The following is a 15,391-nucleotide window of genomic DNA, read 5'->3' as shown; positions in this document are numbered from 1 at the left end:
CCTACAACGCCCGCACGGGGCCCGCTGGTGGGCACCGCGCGGCAGGAGAGCAGAGCACAGTCGAGTCATCAATGCGGCGGTTGGCTTCGCCTGGAGATGCATGGGGGTGCTCATGGGGCGCAGGGACGGTGACGTGGTGAGGGCAGACGGGCAGCAGGTGCTGCGGCTGCGGGCCATGGCTGCCGACATGGTCGTCGAGCTGCAGCGAGCGGACGCTAAGGCCACTGCTGTGTGCGGGGCGGCGGCGGGACTTCTGACGGCTGGCGTGGCGATGTTGTGCGGCGTGAATGCCCCTCGGAACCTTGAGGTGGCGCTGCTGTCAACCTCGTTGTTGTTGACGGCGGCGGTAGGCGCGGCCTTGTGGGCTCTGCGCCCGGCACTTCCCCCGACCGGTGCGCCTGGCGAATTGCTCGGGTTGCGGCGGGGAGTGGACGCCGGGTTGCTGGTGGCGTCGTTTGCCGAGATGAGCAGTGCGCGCCAACAGCACCTGGCAGAGAAGCGGTTGTCGGTGATGGCTGTTCTGGCGCGGCGGAAGTTCCGGGCGGTCCGTCTGGCGGTCGATCTGGTGGTGGTTGCCCTGGCGATGGCCGGAACTGGGCTATTGATCACCTACATGCCATGTTGAGACCATCCAGATGTGAGGGGCACCACACCTGGGGGTGACTGTGTATCAGCCGCATATCACGGTGATCGGTGAGCAGTTGTGGTCTCAGTTGCGTGATCTCGCACCGCGGAGGTCGCGGCCGGCGCGCAGTGTGCTGTTACGGCAGGGCGATCCCGGGACGCATGTGATCCTGCTGGATTCCGGTTCCACGCTCGTGACGCTGACGGGCCAGAGCGGGGAACGGACGCTGCTGGCCGTGCGGGGAGCCGGTGAACTGCTGGGAGAGCTGGCGGTGCTGGACTCCCAGCCCCGCTCGGCGTCGGTCATTGCGGCGGAGACCTGCTTGGTGCACATCGTACCGGCCGCAGACTTCCTTGCCTTCGTGGACAAATACGACTTGCTGGCGCCGTTGCTGCGGCATGCCATCGCCCGCGTACGTGAGGCGGAGTCGGTGCGGCTCGAGCTGGCCACCGCGTCGGTTCCTGCCCGGCTGGCCTCGGCCCTGACCCGCCTGGCGGACCTCTCCTCAGCAACAGCACGCGAGCTGTCGGTCCGCCTCACGCAAACCGAGCTTTCCCAGATGATCGGTGCCTCCCGCAACGCTGTCGGCACCGCTCTCAGGCCGTGGCGCGAGCACGGCTGGCTGGACACGACCCCCGGCGGGGGGCTTGTCGTGCGCGACATCGCGGCCATCCGACGGCACGTCCGCGCCGAAACGTGACGCACAGCATCACAGTGGTGCCCATTCCTGGGCACCATCCCCGGAAGGCCTAAATCAGCATGGCACCTGTTGTGACCGCCATGACTGAAAGGCCCGGCTTCCATGGACGCTTCTGTCCTTCCGGACAGTCTCGATGTACCGCCGGAGCATGCGCTCCTGGTCGTCGACATGAGGAACTACAGCCAGCTTCCCGAAGCGAAGATGGCTCCGATCCGTGCCGACCTGGATGACATCATCCTCAACACGGTCTTCCCGCAGAGTGGGCTCGACGACCCCCGGTCGCGGGAGGGTGCTTACCGAGACACCGGCGACGGCGCCATCTGCGTGGTGCCGGCGCGTGACACGGCACGGTTGGTGGACCCGCTGCTAGGCCACCTGAACGCGGCTCTTTCTCGCTACGACCAGTCACGGCTGCGCGACGGCTCTGCGATCTGGGTCCGCGTCAGCGTCCACGTCGGTCCCCTCTCTTTGCCTGACCACCGGGGCGACGCCATCAACGAGGCCTGCCGGCTGGTCGACAGCCAGGCAGTGCGGCAGGCCATGACCGCGGCGACGAAGCACAGGGTCTACGTCGCGGCCGCCCTGTCAGGACCGGTGTTCGACCGCACCGTGCACGCCGGGCGCACGCCGCACCTGCGGCAGACGCACTTCCTGACGGCTGTCGCGCGTGTGGAGGGCAAGAGTTTCGAGCAGCCCTGCCAGCTCCATGTCCCGGGGATGGCGGCCGAGACGCTGCAGGGCTACGTCACCGAACTGCCCCCCGCCGCCGACGCGGTCACAGCTGATCCGCCGCCAGCCCCGAAAGGTTCCGGGACCACGATGCAGTTCCTCGGGTCCATGAAAGACACCAACGTCATCGGCAGCGTCGGCACCTACTACCACAACAGTCCTGGGCGCTGACCCTCGCACTCAGCGTCCGCCGCTCCCCTCATCACAGACGAGGCAGTGCATGTCAGAACAGGGTTTCGGGCCGTTAGGGCCCGATCATTCAGCCACCCCCCAGCCCGGTGAGCCGGAGCCGAACGGATCCGGCGGCTGGCGGCCGCCGTGGCGGCGGCAAGCGGACCGGCCGGAGAGTTCTCTCCCGAGCGGCGTACTGCCGCAGGGCTCCGCGTCGGAAGGCCCGCACGCGGGCGCAGGCCCGGCGGATGCCGTGCCGGATGCACTCCTCACCAACGGCGCCGGCACTCATCTGTACGGCAGGGTCGACGTGGTCGCCGGCAGCATCAACAAGTTTGTCAACCAAACGCGCAAGCTGGACCTGCTGGAGGGCGTGCGGATCGATCGCGGAGAGGTCCTGAGCCAGCCCTTCGTCTGCGAGGGGCAGTGGGCCGAAGCCTGGCAGCAGGCACTCCCCCCGGAGGCGCAGCGGCCGCAGCAGCGTGTGGTGATTGTGGTGGCACCCCGTTCCTTCGGCGCCACGACCTTCGCGTTGCGGCTTCTGGCCGAGCACACCGACAGTACGACCACGCTCGTCAAACTGGACGGGGACTGGAATGCCCCGAGCCAGGGGCGGCTGCCGTTGGAGGAGGAGCACGCCTACCAGCTGGACCTGAAGGATCCCGAGAGCGACCGGCCGTCGGCGGATTTCCTCAATGCCCTCAGCACGTTCGCCGACCACCTCGAGGATGCCCGTTCCTACCTCGTGCTGGCGGTCGCCCAGGAGCTGTGGGACGACCGGCTGACCACCCGCAAGGGTGTGCAGGTCGTGTATCTCAGCGAGCCTCCGGATGCCCTGCGGGTGGTGGAAACCCGTCTGAACGCGGCCGGGCATGCGCCGCTCGTCGCCGAACTTCGCTCCTTCCCGAAAGCCGTGGCCTCACTGCGGGGGCTGCACGCTATGGCAGCCGTGCGTGCCGCGAACACCATCGTCATGACGTGGCAGGAGCACAGGCGCGTGCAGGACGCCCGCACCGCAGCGACCCTCCCCCGGTCTGCACCGGCCGACGCCGATCTCAGCCTGGAAGACCGCATCACCGCAGCGCTGTCGGACTGGAGGGATCACCTCGACGGGCTCTTCGGCGAGGTGGCCACCACTCACGACAATGCCAAGGGCTCCCTCACGCTGGAGGACCGCTGCCTGCTGCTGGCCCTAGCGGTGCGCCAGTCGGCTCCCCTGCCGACTGTGGCCAGCACCGCACGCGCCCTGCTCCAAGCCCTCGCCCCGAAGGACGCGGGCACCAAGTCGAGCCTCTCCCCCGCTCAGAGTTCCTTCGCCGGCCGCGGGCTACGCCGCCGCATCCAGGACGTCGGCGCGGCTGTCGGCTCCCAGGACACCGTGCTCTTCGACCGGCCCGCCTACGGCCGGGCCATCCTCGAGTACGTCTGGGACAACTACGAGGCCATGCGCGAGGCGATGCTTGCCTGGCTCGTGCAGAGCGCCGCCGGCGAAAGCGCAGCCGATCTCTCGGTTGCCGCACTGTCCGCCCTCGTCCTGCGCCACGGCACGACCGCCCACCTCACCACCCTGGGCGCCATCACCCGCGAATCCCACCCCGACCTCCTCAGCGCCGTCCTGGACGTGGCCGTCCACGACGAACACGTCGGACGCCTGGCCTGGGACGTTCTGTACCGCTGGGCCGAGCAGAAGCCCTACGCGCCCACCGTCATCTCCACCTGCCGCCGCGTCCTGCACGACGACGACGCCAACGCGTCAACGGCGAAGAGGGCCATGGTGCGACTGCGGCGCATCGCCCACACCACCAGCGAGCCGGACCTGCGCCGTGACGTTCTCAAGGCCTTCGAAGAACTGGCCGGCCGGCCCACGGGCACCGCCCGGCTGGTGGCCGAAGTCCGCGACTGGCAGGAGTCCCAGGCATCCTCGAAGAGCGGGAGCCTGGCCTTTCTGGCCCTGATACCCGTCCAGGACGACGGCATGCCCTGGCTCATGTCCGACCGCGCGCCGGACATCGACGTCCAGCGGGCCCTGCAGGACCTTCTCAGCAGTCCGGACACGACGGCCGAGGCCATCCCGTACCTCACCGGATGGATCCGTACGTGCGCGCCCGACCCCGCCTCCTACGGCCGCCTGCGCGACCAGCTTCTGCCGGCCCTGCGCGGTCACAACATGTTCCACGCCGGCATGGAGCTGATGAAGGCTCTGGCCGACGTCACCACGCCCCAGGGCGTCAACGCCGGCGAGGACTTCTACCAGCACCTAGTCGACCACCGTCTGCAGCCGGTGTTCTCTCTCACGAAGGACCCCGCATGAGGTGGCCCTGGCAGCGGGCGGAACGCACCACCACCTGCCCTCTGCCACGGCTGCTGGCCAGCGCGACCCCCGGCATCCCGTTCGAAGCGGTCTACACGCTGCGCTGGCGTCCCACACTGCGCCTGCGCCCCAACCTCGACGACCTCGTACGCGCCGACGTCCATCAGAAGGCCGCCGCGACGGCGGCACGCTGGGACGCCGCCGACCTGCCCGCTGCCCAGGACGCCCTGAACGCCGCTTTGGGCGCTTCGCACGAGGGCAACCGCCACTATCGGATCCTGGCAGCCCAGGTGGTGTTGCGTCTGTCGCCGGAGTCCCGGGAACGTCTCGCGCAGCGCACAGCGGACACCGAACGCGTCCGGCGCCTGCAGTTCCTCAAGACACACCTTTACGACCACCCCGGCCTCGTCGTGCTCGACCGTCTCGAACGCCATCCCGGACGGCTCCCGGACGAGGAAACTGCCGCGCTGCAACGCCTGGCCCGCACGATCAAAGGCTGTGACCAGTGGTGGTATCCGCTGCTAGAGCAGTGGGAACAGCTCGGCGACGGCTTCAGCGATGCCGACAAGCAGCAGCGGGCGATGCTCGCCCTGCTCAACTCCGTCGCCGCACTCAACGGCGGCACTCCACCCGCGGCGCAGTCACCCGCCAACTGACGTCCATCACACGGCCCTTGGTACGTGGCGAACAAGGACTCTCACCATGAAGCTTGTCCTTTGGAGAGCCGTGCTCTCCCCCCTGACTAGCCTGCAGGCCCTGCTCCTGAAATGGCGAAGCAAGACGCCGCTGTCCTACGACACGGCCTGGCGGCAGGCCCGCATGCTGCACGCACCCGACGAAATGGTCTACCGGCTCCACGGACACCACGCCAGACCCGGCCTGTCCGAAACGCCTGACCCAACCCGCCCGTACCCTCCCAACCCGACGGGACGGCCGGAGGTCGGACCGCGCTGAGTACGCGCTCCTGAATCCGCCTCCGCTCAGCCGGACTTCACGCGCTTCTGCAATGAACGAGAGCCACGCAGGCAGAGGGTGAAGCTGCCAGACACCCGGGGCCGACGAGACAACGCGAAGATGTCCGCCGCGGGTGTCACAACAGCTGCACATGCCCCAGGCTGGCCCGCAGTGCTGGCGAGGCATCTTCGACGACGTGTCCGTGCTCCAGGCTCTTGAGAATGACCTTGTCCTTGGGAGCCCGGTCTACATGGAAGTGGACCACAACCGACACGTAGGACAGTCGCGGCCAATCAGGAACGGGCGCAGGAGGTGCAGCTCGTGGTCACTGTCACGCAGGTAGAGGCTGCCGGCCTCGAGGTCGTTGCGGGCCGTCGTCATGGTGCGGGTCGGCACGACCGGATGCGATGACCGCTCAGGGCCTGTAGACAGCGCTTCGGATGGCCTGGTCAACTCGGCGGTCGTCGGCAAGTTCATAGAGGAGGCGGGCCCCGTCCGGTTGGGCGCGCAGCGCGGAGGCAACGATGCTCGCGGCATGCCCAGTGAGCTCGCGCATCCAGTCCTTGATGTCGTCTCGTGGTTTCCACTGGTCGAAGCGGCCGTCCCAGTCGCACATGCCCTGAACGGCCGTGTCGAGCAGAGCCCACTGCTTCTCGCGCGCTGCGAGTCGGGCGACATCGAGCAGCCACCACAGGGCCCGGTCGGCCTCCTCCCAGCTGGGCCAATCGTCGGCAGCGGCATGTTGAGTGAGGGCCTGGACCACGGCGGCCGTCTGGGCGGGGTTGTCGAGCAACGCCTTCCTAGCGGTCGTTACGTGCAGCTTGGTGATCACATCCAGGTACAGCTCATAGGAGCCGGGCTGATCGGCGGCGAGGGTGAGCAGCTGGGAGGCTGCAGCGGCGTCGTTCTTCTTGTCGGCGTCCTCCAGCAGGCGCTGGGCGCGCGCAATGGGCAGTTCGCTGACGGCCCCTGTCTCGCGTTCGACCAGGTCGAGGAAGGCCGCCATGCCCTGGGGCCGACGGGCGGGATCGAGCTGCGTGGCCTGGCGTACGACCCCGTACCACGGTCCCGGCGGAGGCAGAAGGGGCACATTGGCCTGAGGCCAGGTTCCCGTGAAGATCCAGCCGATGAGCTGACCGAGGCTGTAGATGTCGCTGGCCGGCGTCACGTCGTGGCCGTCCAGGAACTGCTCCGGCGCGGCGAACCCCTCGGTACCGATAGCGGTCGTCGTCAGCAGGCCGACAGTGCTGGTCTGCCCACGGGGGCGGCGCACAATGCCCCAGTCCGCGACCACCCAGCGGCCGTCAAGCAGCAGGATATTGGCGGGTTTAATGTCTCGGTGGATCCAGTCGTGGCGGTGCGCGTCGGCCAGGCCGGCCGCGACGGCCTCCACCAGGGCCCGCAGCTTGTCCGGGTCCTGCAGTTCGGTCCGCTTGTCCTCTGCAGTGGCCTCGGCCTGCGGCATGACGAACCATTTGTAGCCGGGGTGGTAGTCGAGGACGGGCATGACGTGCGGGTTGGCGCCGAACCGCTGGGATGCTTCCACCTCGCGGCGCATGCGCCGCTGGCCCCGCTCGCGCCAGCCCGAGCGGCGCTTGAAAGCCACAACCGTCCCCGAGGGCTTGTGCGTGGCCGGGAAGACTTCCGCCTGCCCCCCGGGCGGGGCCAGGGGCCGGGGCTCCAACGCGTAGTCTCCGCGCTCGCCGCGGGCCGTCTGGCTCACCACGTCATAGCTTGAGACCCCCGGCACGGGTTCGGAGCGGGGAACTGCAGGACGGTGTCCGGTGATCTGCAGCAGAACGGGCCGGATCTGCGTGTGATCGTTGGAGGGCAGCGAGCCGAGCAGGAAGGCGGGGCCGCCGGCGGGGTCCTGGGCGAGGCCGAGGAGTTCGCCGAGGCGGGCTTCGACCACCGGTTCACTCGTGCGGCTGATGACATCGGTGCGGTGCACGCCGATCCCGGTGCCGGTGCCATCGGGTGAGGCGCTCAGAACGCTGGTAGCGCTGGCGCGCAGCACATGGGCCGGGAAGTGCACGGGGGTCCGGATCCAGTCTTCGCGCTGGCCCGTGTCCGTGGTGCGGGCCAGATCCACGACCGTGCTGTGCCCCGAGGCGGCGAGGAAGAACCGGCGCCCCTCCAGCCAGACCGCCGAGCGCACTGCGGCAGGGAAGTGGATCGGATAGCGCAACTGGTTCCCGGCTGTGTCACCGGCACGTACTAGGGCAAGATCTCCATCGCCAACCCCGAGCGCGACACCTGAGCCCGAAAGTACCCACGGCTCCCCGTCCGGTCCGGCCAGCAGCACGGAGCTGTCGTCGAAGTCTCCGGCGACGGCCTGAAGACGGCCTTCGTGCCAGCGAATGAGAGAGGAGCCGCACAGCACCAGGATCCCGCCGTCCTGGCGCACCAGCGCAGCGCCGTGGCAGCCGGGCAGCGCGAGACGCCAGTGAGCCTGGCCGCTGGCCGTGTCGACCTCAAACAGCCCGTCAGCGCAGGTGATGAGGACACGGCCCTGGGGCAGGCATGTCAGGCCTGTGGGCCGGTCAGGCCGCGCTTGTCCGACCAGCAGCACATCCGCAGTCGTCCCCACCCACGTTCGCGTCTTCACGGGCACAGGAGACGTCAGGCGGGCCGGTGAAGCCATCGCCTCGGGCTCTGGCGCCGTCTTCCGCGCGCCGAGCAGTTCGGCCAGCGGCAGATAGGACTCTCGTCGGCGCACGGCACGACGGACTAGCTCGGTCAGTGCACACAGCCCAGTTGCGGCCGCGTCCAGATGCGTCCGGTCGAGGACTGCTCCAAGGCCGACCGCCCGGCGTACGAGCTCGTCGTCCGCCTGATCATCCGGCCAATAGAGCACCGCCCGTTGCTCGCCGCGGACCTTGGAGCTCTCGGCCATGACGATCGCCATGCCCCAAGAAGACGGCTCCTCACGCCCCGCCAGGACGAGAAGGTAGTCCCGTCCCTCGAACTCGTAGGCCACCGCAGGTATGCCCGCGAGCTCGTAAAAATGTATGGAGTCCCACGACACGGACTGGACTAGCAGCGTCGACACGATATCTATGAGTAGCTGCGAAGGATCCTCCTCCGACTCCCCCTTGCGCCACTGGCCGTACACCCCCAGCAACCCGCGATCCCGATCCACCGTGCTGATCCCCCTCGTCTCCGAATCGTGGTCTACGCATCCACGCAACTCACCGCCCCTGGCCCGTGATCCTACGGTCCGGGACGGTTGAGCCGCCTGGAAACAGCTGGTGGCAATGGGCATGGCGTTGGTGGCATTCACAGTTCCATCGCTGCCGTACACCTGTGGTTAGCGACGGACGGAACCCGCGCACCGAGCTGACGGCCATCTGCACCCGCACCCCGCACCAAAGGCGGCAAGGGATGATCAGTGCGCACCGGCACCGGCGAGCACGCCGGGCCGCGCGCTGTGCCTTTCGCACACAACTCATCGGACAGCACCCAGCCACGACCGGCCCCCGCTCAAGACCACGCAACAAGCTCAGCGCCTTGAACCCGGTCCTCCTGCCGCGGATGCTCTTCACGTCGCCCCTCGTGCTGCTGAACGCGGGTAAGGCCACGGTAGGAACCGGGCCCGAGAGCGGGCCCGAACGCGCCGGAGATCACCGTCATGTGGGTCCTGGTGCGCGGTGCAGCCCGCCAGAACTCCTGCGGGCAGGGGCCAGGATCAGCAGGCACCGGAATTGCGCTGGGGGGGGACGCGGGCAGCGGCTGCCGCGAGCACGGTCTGTTCGACGCCGCCCCCAGACATAAGGGTTCTCAGCGGTGTCAGGGAATCTCACGAAAACGGAGGTGCTGCAGGTCAAACCCTTCGCTGCTTATGGCCATGGACGTGCAGTCCGTCAGATGTGCACGTCACCAGCCGACGCCAGAAATCAAGATCAGTCTCATTTGCGGGCAGGGATCTCAGCCGAAAGAGCAGCATCCGATCCCATACGCCTGGGCTGAGGCGAGAACCCACAGTTCTGCCGGATTCCCGAGACGCATCTTGAGCGGGCGCTGCCGGCGTGGAGGCAGCGCCCGAAGGCTGAGGGCGAGGGAGCGCCGATTGCTCAGTTTCGGTTCGGCTCGGTGGTGCCCGCGACGAGCGTGGAGTGCCGGCTGTGCTCGGCGGCGCGGACGGGGACGGCTGCGGTGGTGCGCCGGTATGTGTCGCCCTCGGCTCGGGTCTGTCTGCGGCATCAGCGGTGGCTGGCGGACACGCGCTGTATGGGCAGGACGACGCTCCTGGATGTTCAGGTGAATCTGGAGGGGCTGCCGGAGGTGACGGCGGCGCACCGGCGGCTGATGCGGCTGGGCCGGCGTATGCCGTCGTTCTCCCGGGCGTTGGAAGTGGCGCAGGCTGTGGTCGTCTCCTGGTGGGAGGCGCGTTGGCCGATCGAGGATGCCTGGCCGCATCGTCGTGAGCGGATCACCCAGTGCGCGCCTGACGTCCCATGGCAGGTCCTGGCCCGCGACATCGTCACCTACCCCGAAACCGTCACGGTGGCCGCGGTGCTGGGCAGCGTCTACTGGCAGCGTCGTGTGTTCGAGGACACCGACGGCCATCGGCCCCGCACTCTCGGCGCGGTGCCGTCTCTGCTTGCTGAACTCGCGCGCCGGCTGCAGCGGCCCTGGCTGCCCGATCAGATCTCCGCCCAGACGTCGGGTCCTTTGTATGCCTGGTTGATCGCATGCGTGCGTGACCAGAGCGGGCGCAGCAGTGCGGCAGCCGAGATGTGGGATGTGCATCCTGTTCATCGTCCCCGAGCCATAGGGCATCAACCGCGCGTGCCGTCCGGGCCTGATCGCGAGAGCGTGGACGGCCAGGGCTTCACGGCCGGCCTTGCGCACGCGCGTGCCTATGCCGCCGTTCACGGCCGCCTTGCGGTGCCGAAGCACGCCTGCTTCAACGGCTTCCCCTTGGGGAACTGGCTCTCGAACCAGCGCACCAACGCCGCTGTCCTCCCGCCCGGCCGGGTCGAGGCGCTCGACGCGATCGATCCGTGGTGGAACCCTCCCTGGCCCGTCAGCTGGCAGCGGTTCTACCACCGCGCCTTGGCGCACACCCAGACGCATGGGCCGGTCGGTGCCGACCGCGGCTTCCCTGGTACCAGCACGTCCCTGGGCGAGTGGCTGTACACCCAGTGCCTGCGCTACGCCGATCTGCACCCCGCCCAGCAGGAGCTCCTGGGCCATCTCGGCATCAGCGCCCAGGCGGCGCAGGCCGCCAAGCCGCGGCGTACGAACAGCTGGGAGCCCTTCGCGATCGGACTCGGGCATGCCCGTGCCTACGCCGCCGTCCACGGCCACCTCGCCATGTCGAAGAGCGCCGAGTTCGACGGCTTCCCCCTGGGTCGGTGGCTGATGAACCAGCGCATTCGCACCCGTGCCCCAGGCTCCGGCAGCGCACGCGACCAAGCGCTGGCGGTACTCGACCCGTGGTGGAACCCTCCCTGGCCGCTGTCCTGGCAGCAGGCTTACTACCAGGCCCGTGCCCGGGCCGAAACCGGCGGGCCGCCGGCCGTGGAGGGCGACGCGGCGTCAGGGGATGACCGTCTGGGCGCGTGGCTGTACGCCCAGCGCGTGCAGTTCGAAGAGCTCCACCCCGACCAGCAACGCCTGCTCGCCGACATCGGCATCACTCCTGTGGCCTCCCCGTCACACGCTCACCCCGCCGAACGGGGTGGGCAGCGCAGTATGGGTCTGACGCACGCCCGCACCTATGCCGCGGCCCACGGACATCCGGCTCTCCTCCCTGTCTCCGCCCACCGTAGAGGGAGGCACTGACAATGTCTCTCCAACTTCGACCGGGGGCCGATCACCAGCTTGTCGAGGCCCTCTACGGTCACGTCTGCTGCGGTACGGCTTCATCGACGATGGCGCTTGCCAGAGAGGCCGAGAAGCGTCGTCCGGTCAACGCCCGTCGCAGTCCCGCGCGCAGGAGCCCTCGGAATTCCTGGTCGGTGGGGTTGGGGAGGACGGGGACCGGCTGCCCGGTCACCTCGTGAAATCGTTCCACGGCCTGGACGGCTGTGCGCAGCGCGTCGAGCGCGGCGCGTTCCACCTCGTGCGCTGGCTCCGGACCGATGCCGACAGCGAGAAGGGTTTCGATGCTCAGGAGGAGGACGGCGGGGAGCAGGTGGGCGGGTTGAGCCCGTACTATCGCCCCGTTGGCCGCGACGCGGACCCAGCCGGCGAGTTCGCCGGGGGCGTGGGTCCACACGTGCTCGGCGGCCGCGATCCAGAGGGGAAGGCCTTCGGCGGTCTCCCACAGGTGGGGGCGGCTGAAAGGTGCGGCTGCGGGGCCCGCCTTCCAGCCGTCGGCGGCGGCGGTCTCGGCGAGGAGGGCCGGGGTGACGGGCAGATCGACCACCTGGGAGGTCAGCAGGACGCGGAGGTCCTCGTCCAGGCGGTCGGCGGTGAACTCGGGGTAGTCGTCGTGCTCGGTGAGGACGTCCAGCAAAGCGAGCGACCCGAACGTGGGGATGCCCTCTGCGATCAGCAGGTTCCGTAGGAACGCGTCATCGCACCACAGCGGTGCGCCTGTGTCCAAGGCGAGCTGGGCGGCGGAGAGCCAGGCGTCATCCGAGTCGTCGGTCGGGCCTGAGATGTTCAACCTGCGGCGGACCTGGGTGAGGTCAGGCACTTCAACAGGCTGGAGACCGGGGACGGCCGGGGAGAGAGCGGCGGCGAGGCGCCGGATCTCCTGCCGGTCCTGGTCGGTGTACTCGGCGAGGAAGGGCCGGCCGCCGCGTACGCCGAGCACGCCGGTCGACCGCTCCGTCTCGCGCAGGCTGTAGCAGGTGTTGAGGACGTCGCCACACACGGCGGTGGGGGACGGTGTGGACGCGAAAGCCGCCCTCATCTCGCCAAGGCGCCCGGGCAGTAAGGCGGTCAGTGCAAAAGCCGTCACGTCGACTACAGCCGTCCGGCCGAGCGCTTCGTGCGCGGCCTTCCGCTCGGCGGCAGTGTGCACGGGATCGGTGCTCCCTGCGGGGAAAACGCCGGCCGCGCACTGGAGAAGGGTCAGGGTGACTGGCTGTTGCGCCACTGCTGCGAGCATGCCGGCGGGGAGCTGTCCGGCACGTACCCCGCAGGCCGCCGCCTCAAGGAGTACTTCGCGGCGCCCCAGGGTCTGTTCGAGGTGCCGTGCAAGTCCGTGCGCGCCGCCTGTGACAGTGGTCAGCGCCGCGCTCGGAGGCAGCTCGGTCAGGAGGCGCGCCAGGCGTTCGCGCAGCAGCCCGGGCAGCTCGAGTGCGTGCCGCGTCTCCCCCTCCAGGGCGGGGGTGGATCCATCGACTTCGCCGGCGGGCTGCGGCAGCTCGCCGGTCGCGGCGAGGACAGCCCCAGTGAGGAGCCCGGAGAGTTCGGTGTCCGTCGGCTGGAAACGTTCAGCCAGGCCGAGCGCTGTTTCGGCGAGCGTCGGAGTCCAACCCGAACATCGGGTCATCGTGAGCCAGGCCCGCGCGTCCTGCTCATTGCGGACCTGGGGCGCGAACCGGGTCAGGGTGTCGCGCGCGGTCTCGAGGCTGCTGTTCCTCACTTGGGCGTGGATGGCCGCCCACGCGAAGTCCATAGCCGAGGACGGCAGCGCGCGGCCGGCCCCTTCGGCGGCCGTCACGTGGTCGACGCCCGCCTCCTCTGCCAGCCCGGCCAGCGCATGGTCCTCCATGTCGCCCCAGTCCCCGCGCTCCCCCGCCCACTGGACGAGGGCGCGCCGCAGACGGCCACGCATTCGGTCGGGCAGGAGGGGCCGGGTCAGCAGGGTCAGCGCGGCGATCCGGGCCCGTTCCCGGTCGCCGGCCCGTTCCCACAGGTCGACGGCAAGGCCCCGGAGCGCAGTGTCGCCGAAGCGCCGGCCCGCCCGCTCGGCGGCCTCGGCCGCCAGGGCGTGCTCACCCTGTTTGTCGTACTGGACGACCAGGCCCGCCGCAGCCACGACGCTTCGGGACTCCCAGTGGCGAAGGCGCCGGACGGCGGCTGCGTCGTCACCGCGCGCGGCGTCGGCCGTCGCCCAGCGGGTCTGATAGAGCGCTTCGGCGAGGGCGCCTTCAGCGTGCAGGCGCTCCAGATGGGGAACGGGCCACACCCCGAGACCGGCCAGGGCGTAGGCGGCCATGGCGCGCTGGTCTTCGCTGCTCGCGCCGGCGGCCGCGGCTTCCCAGGCGGCGATGCGCGCCTCCCGGCTGCTGGCCGCCGCGGCGTCGCACAAGTGGGCCAGCAACTGCAGCCGGTCGCCCTCACCGGTCACGCTCTCGGCGAGGGTGGCAGCTTGCTCCTCCTGGCCTGCCTGGCTGGCTACCCGGACCGCTTCGACCAGAAGTTCCTGGCTGGAGGTCTCCGGATCCTGTGCGTCCCCCTCAGGTTCGGCCAACACTGTCCCGATGGCGGCGGTGATGTCGCCGGCCATGACACGGGCATCGAGCAGGACGCGTGCCGCCCGGATGCTCGGGCCCCGCCAGCGCCGGTACTCGGCGCGCGCGGACGACGCCAGCCGCATGGCCCGGCCGATGTCGAGGAAGGCCTGCCGGGGAGCCCCGACCGCGTTGCGGTACAGGAGACACCGTGCGAGTTCGGCCTGGATGTCAGGATCGCCGGGCGTGAGGCGAAGCGCCCTTTCGAGCACGGCCTCGCCTTCGTCGTGACGGCCCGCGGTGACGTGGCAGAGGGCCGTGAAGCGCAGGACGTTGGCGTCGGCGGTGGCGGCCGGGTCCCCGGCGGCCATGGCCTGCTGCACGACATCGGGTACGTGTTCGGGCATCTGTTGCGGGGAGTCGATCACCGCCCGGACGACGGCCAGGAGAAGGGTGTCGCCTTCTTCCCAAGCCTGGTCGGCCAGCGACGCTGCCCGAGGACTTCCCTGGTAGGCGGCCGCCAGTGCAGCCAGAGTGAGGAGGCGGCCCCGGCTGTCGGCGGATACGGCGGCGGCTCGCTCCAGCGCGGTCACCATCGACATGCCCAGTTCGTGGCTGACGGCGTAGGAGGCGGTGGTCCTCCAGACGTCCTCCAAGTGCGCGGTGTCGGCTTCCGTCAGCCAGGGAGGGGGTGAGGTGAGCAGTACGCGGACGGCGTGGGCAGGATCGGAGTCGGCGAGGAGCAAGGCCAGCGGCGCCGCGTGGGCCCGCCCGGCGCGGTGGGCCTTCAGGAGCCGGAGACGGGTTTCCGCCGGCAGACGATCGGCGGCCTCGGTGACGGGATCGGCGCCCTGTTCAGAACGGGCCGGAGCGGCCAGCGCGTCGGCGTTGGCCGCATCGAGCTGCTGGGCCGCAGGGACGAAGATCTTGAAGTGCTTGCCTGTGGACACCAACGTCGTGGGGTTGACGTGCTGCCAGTAGACGCTGTGGGTTCCCGTGTCGACCAGCAAGACGACGACCGGCAGCGAGTGGCTCGTCCAATACTCGACGTGCGCGGCGTCGCAGGGATACCACCAGCCGCCATCGGCCGCGCCGGCGAACTGGCTGGGCCCGGACTTGATCTGCACGGCCAGCAGCCGGCCAGTCGACTTCCCAGAGGTACCCGGGCTCATGCTCGCGCCGAGCACGACCTCTAGCTGCGCGTCAATTCCGACGTCGCTGGTCTCCTGCTCGCGAAACAGCCATCCCAGCTCCGACACCACCTGGAGGCTGGCCAAGCTGACGCCGAACCGATCCGTGAGATGCGTGGGGCGCACCGTCGTCAAGTCCCTGTCCCTTCCCCCGCGCTGCCTGTTGACGCAGTACTGGCTGGGAGCCTACGGGCCCCCACTGACATCGAATTCCTCCTACGCCGACCAACCCCGGGACCCCCGAGTGCGGCTGGTAGGCAGGCGAGGATTCGCGGGCGGTCCCGGCCGGTACATCACACCCGGCGGCGGAAGGCTGACCATCGAGGCGACCACGGCCCACCACCGCATCACCTT

8 protein-coding genes are annotated in these 15,391 nt (G+C 69.4%); 6 read left to right on the top strand and 2 right to left on the bottom strand.

What is annotated here, in order from left to right; genetic code table 11:
* The first annotated feature begins 100 nt into the window (after positions 1-100).
* The 5 genes from ABZ910_RS31780 (at position 101) to ABZ910_RS31760 (ending at position 5,192) form a co-directional block, all read left to right on the top strand.
* Positions 101-625 carry a Pycsar system effector family protein gene (locus ABZ910_RS31780; RefSeq protein ID WP_361371935.1) on the top strand — a complete coding sequence of 175 codons (525 nt, stop codon included), beginning with the start codon at positions 101-103 and terminating at the stop codon, positions 623-625.
* 34 nt (positions 626-659) lie between these two features.
* Positions 660-1,325 (top strand): Crp/Fnr family transcriptional regulator, encoded by a 666-nt coding sequence (locus tag ABZ910_RS31775; RefSeq protein WP_361371932.1) that lies wholly within the window; start codon positions 660-662, stop codon positions 1,323-1,325.
* A 102-nt stretch (positions 1,326-1,427) separates the two neighbouring features.
* Positions 1,428-2,225 carry a hypothetical protein gene (locus tag ABZ910_RS31770; RefSeq protein ID WP_361371930.1) on the top strand — a complete coding sequence of 266 codons (798 nt, stop codon included), beginning with the start codon at positions 1,428-1,430 and terminating at the stop codon, positions 2,223-2,225.
* 253 nt (positions 2,226-2,478) lie between these two features.
* Entirely contained in the window at positions 2,479-4,536 is a 2,058-nt protein-coding gene (locus ABZ910_RS31765) for a hypothetical protein (RefSeq protein WP_361371927.1), read from the top strand.
* The gene (locus ABZ910_RS31760; protein ID WP_361371924.1) at positions 4,533-5,192 is read left to right on the top strand and encodes a hypothetical protein; all 660 of its coding nucleotides are present in this window, start codon (positions 4,533-4,535) and stop codon (positions 5,190-5,192) included. Before ABZ910_RS31765 ends, ABZ910_RS31760 begins: the two co-directional genes overlap by 4 nt.
* Positions 5,193-5,905: 713 nt before the next feature.
* On the opposite strand, the gene ABZ910_RS31755 is transcribed toward ABZ910_RS31760, so the two are convergent.
* Complete coding sequence (locus ABZ910_RS31755) at positions 5,906-8,632, bottom strand: protein kinase (RefSeq protein WP_361371921.1); 2,727 nt, start codon at positions 8,630-8,632, stop codon at positions 5,906-5,908.
* Between the two features lie 1,088 nt (positions 8,633-9,720).
* Here ABZ910_RS31755 and ABZ910_RS31750 point away from each other — a divergent pair.
* Positions 9,721-11,280 carry a helicase associated domain-containing protein gene (locus ABZ910_RS31750; RefSeq protein WP_361371918.1) on the top strand — a complete coding sequence of 520 codons (1,560 nt, stop codon included), beginning with the start codon at positions 9,721-9,723 and terminating at the stop codon, positions 11,278-11,280.
* A 58-nt stretch (positions 11,281-11,338) separates the two neighbouring features.
* Here the strand turns inward: ABZ910_RS31750 and ABZ910_RS31745 are convergent, their stop codons facing one another.
* Positions 11,339-15,163, bottom strand: coding sequence for a DUF4365 domain-containing protein (locus ABZ910_RS31745; RefSeq protein ID WP_361371973.1), 3,825 nt, complete (start codon positions 15,161-15,163; stop codon positions 11,339-11,341).
* Positions 15,164-15,391 lie beyond the last annotated feature (228 nt).

The sequence above is a fragment of the Streptomyces sp. NPDC046805 genome (assembly GCF_040645355.1).
GTDB lineage: Bacteria > Actinomycetota > Actinomycetes > Streptomycetales > Streptomycetaceae > Streptomyces.
The sequence above is the reverse complement of the archived record's forward strand: the minus strand, read 5'-3'. Positions and strand labels throughout refer to the sequence as shown.